Origin of the sequence: uncultured Cardiobacterium sp., from assembly GCF_938028185.1 — a bacterium.
Taxonomy (GTDB): domain Bacteria; phylum Pseudomonadota; class Gammaproteobacteria; order Cardiobacteriales; family Cardiobacteriaceae; genus Cardiobacterium.
This window is the reverse complement of sequence record NZ_CALJAH010000168.1, coordinates 1-3108: the sequence shown is the minus strand read 5'-3', so window position 1 is coordinate 3108 and position 3108 is coordinate 1. Positions and strand designations below refer to the sequence as shown.

2 protein-coding genes and 1 pseudogene are annotated in these 3108 nt (G+C 54.5%); all 3 read right to left on the bottom strand.

The features are described from left to right. A pseudogene (locus tag Q0349_RS04995) lies at positions 1–599 on the bottom strand (iron ABC transporter permease); the annotation flags it as partial. A gap of 104 nt (positions 600–703) precedes the next feature. Next, the gene (locus Q0349_RS04990; RefSeq protein WP_298079780.1) at positions 704–1735 is read right to left on the bottom strand and encodes an ABC transporter substrate-binding protein; all 1032 of its coding nucleotides are present in this window, start codon (positions 1733–1735) and stop codon (positions 704–706) included. 126 nt (positions 1736–1861) lie between these two features. Then, positions 1862–2896, bottom strand: a complete 1035-nt coding sequence (locus tag Q0349_RS04985) for an ABC transporter substrate-binding protein (protein WP_298079779.1) — start codon at positions 2894–2896, stop codon at positions 1862–1864. Positions 2897–3108 lie beyond the last annotated feature (212 nt).

Here is a 3108-nt window from a genome sequence, read left to right as displayed (position 1 = left end):
GTGGACATCAGCCCGACAAAACCGGAAAGCATCAGCGAATTGCCAATGACGCGCAAAATGTAACTCTGGCTGAGAATGCGCAACACCTGTTGCGGATGAAAAGCGCCGTCTTCATAAAACATCGCAATAAAAATTGCGCCGGTCGGGAAAACAATAAACAGCGCAATCAGCAGAATAATAATAAGCAGCGAGGCAATAATAAACTTGTCGCCCTGAAGCACCTTGAGCCGGGCAAGCGAGAGCGTGGCAATGGCAACCAGCGCCAGCGCGAAGCCAATTGTCGCGTAGCCGAGCGAGACGTGCGCGATTTTGGCGCTGACGAGCGTGGTGAGGGCAATGGCGGCGACAAGCGCGAGCTCACCCTTGGCGCGCGTCGCCGGCGGCAGCTTGAGCAAAGGAAAAACGGGAAACGCCAACAGCGGCGCGAACCACAGCGCGCTCAAATTGAGCGAAGACCAGCCCATCGCCGCGAGGCGCTCCTCTGCTGTCGCCTCAAAAATGCCGTAATCCAGGGCAAACGCGGGCAACAGCGCATAGCAGAGCAGTGCCAGCGCGACCCAAAAAGCGGACTGGTTCGTCCATCGCAAAAAAACTTTCATAAAAAATACCGGCTGAAAACAGGATACGTTGTAGGGTGGGGATTGCCCCACCATAAAATCAGAATTTATTGCAATGGTGGGTCAAGACCCACCCTACATTATGGCTATTTCGCCAATTTGACCTCATCCACCCATTTCTTGATGATGCGCTTGCGCAAGTCGCTCGCGCCGTATTTGTCAAAATCGTAGTTGATGAGATTAACGGATTTGAAATCGAGCGAATACGGCGACATTTCCGCCTCGCTATTGGTGAGGATTTGGTGCGTTTCCCCTTTCTTCCACGACAATTCCTGCGCTTCCTTGGAAAGCGCCCAATCGACAAACAATTTCGCATTTTCCGGATTGCGCGCGCCTTTAATTACGCTCACTCCGCCGATTTCATAACCGGTGCCTTCGCAGGGTACGATAATCTCAACCGGCGCGCCTTTTTCCCGCTCCAGCGAATGTTCATGCAAAAAGCCAATGCCGATGGATGCCTCGCCGCGTGCGGTATTGCGCGTTGCGGTATTGCCGGACTTGGTATATTGCGAGACGTTTTTGTTCAGTTCCTTCAGGTATTTGAAGGCTTCGTCTTCGCCCCATAATTGAATGAATGTCGCAATCTGCGTATAAGCGGTGCCGGAACTTTGCGGGTCAGCCGCCTGAATTTCATTCTTGTACTTCGGGTCAATCAAATCCTTCCAGCATTTCGGCACGGGCAGGTTCAATTTCGCCAGGCGCTCGGTATTGACGCCAAAGCCGAGAATGCCCAAATAAATCGCAGAAGAATAATTGCCTTTGCGCTTGGCGGGGTCTTTCAGCGCATCAGGAATAAATTGCAAATTGGGCGATTTATACGGTTCGAGCAAACCCATTTCGCCCGCTTGAGAATGCGGGTCAAGCGTGCCGCCATACCAGACATCGCCTTGCGGATTGTCTTTTTCCGCATCAATTTTGGCGAGAATGCTGCCGGTGCCGCCACGGATAAAACTGGTCTTGATGCCGTATTTTTTTTCAAAGGCGAGGGTCTCCTGTTCGCACATGGTATTTTGCGCGCTGCAATAGACGACGAGGCGGCCTTCGGCAGCGGCGTGTGCAGTAAAAGATGTGAGTCCTGCCAATACGGCGAGGGTTAATGCGGTGTGAGCGGATTTCATGGTTTTTCCTTTTATGTAACGTAGGGTGGGGCTTGCCCCACCATAAAATGATTTATGCGTGGCGGTGGGTCAAGACCCACCCTACAACAATATCCCCTCCCCCGCAGGGGGAGGGGATTTATCGCCTTATTTGGCGAGTTTGACCGTTTCCACCCATTTGTCGATGAGACGTTTGCGTTCGGCGGCGGAGCCGTATTTGGCAAAGTCGTAGTCAATCAGTTTCAGCTGTGCCGGGTCGGGCGTGTTCGGCGCCTGTTCGGCGGTGGTGTTGGTGAGGATTTGCAGCGACTCGCCGTGTTGCCACGCGGATTCCTGGCCTTCTTTGGACAGCGCCCAATCGACGAACAGCTTGGCGTTGTCGAGGTTGCGCGCGCCCTTGAGGATGCTGACGCCGCCCAGCTCATAGCCGGTGCCTTCACACGGCACGACTAATTCCAGCGGTGCGCCCTTGTTTTTTTCCAGGGTGTAATCGTGGAGGAAGCCGATACCAATCGCCGTTTCGCCACGCGCGGCGTTGCGCGACGGGGTGACGCCGGACTTGGTGTATTGCGAGATGTTCGGGTGCAACTGTTTGAAATAGTTGAAGGCTTCGTCTTCGCCCCAAAGCTGGACGAAGGTGGCGAGCGCGGTGTAGGCGGTGCCGGCGCTTTGCGGGTCGGCAATTTGCACTTCGCCCTTGTATTCCGGCTTGGTCAGGTCTTTCCAGCATTTCGGCACGTCTTTGATGCCGAGTTTTTGCAGGCGTTCGGTGTTCACGCCGAAGCCGAGGATGCCCATGTAAATGGCGGAGGTGGCGTTGCCCTTGACCTTGCCCGGATCGCGGAAGCGTTCGGTGATTTGCGGCAGGTTGGGCGATTGATAGGGCTCAAGCAGGCCGAGCTCACCGGCTTGTGATTGCGGGTCGAAGGTGCCGCCGTACCAGACGTCTGCCTGCGGGTTGTTTTTTTCCGCTTCAACCTTGGCGAAGGTGCTGCCGGAGCCGTTGCGGATGAAGGATGCCTTGACGTCGTATTTTTTTGAGAACTGCTGTACCGCGTTTTCGCACATGGCGTTGGTGGCGCTGCAATAGACGACCAGACGCCCGGCGGCGTTGGCGTGTACGGCCAAGAGGGAACCGGCGGCAACGGCGGCGGCCAGTTTGGTGAATTTCAACCATTTCATAGCTTTACTCCTGATTCTGAATGTTCTGCGCGCCGCAGTGCGAACACGCCGTGGTTGGGGAAGTGTGGATTTTGTGCGAAAAGCCACAGATTCCCACAACGTATGCACATTATAGGGCGACAACACACGGATAAAAAGCACAAGTTTCAACAGAAAGCGGACGAAATTTATACCGTTCTAACATTTGTGGACGGTGTGGATTTTCAGACAGC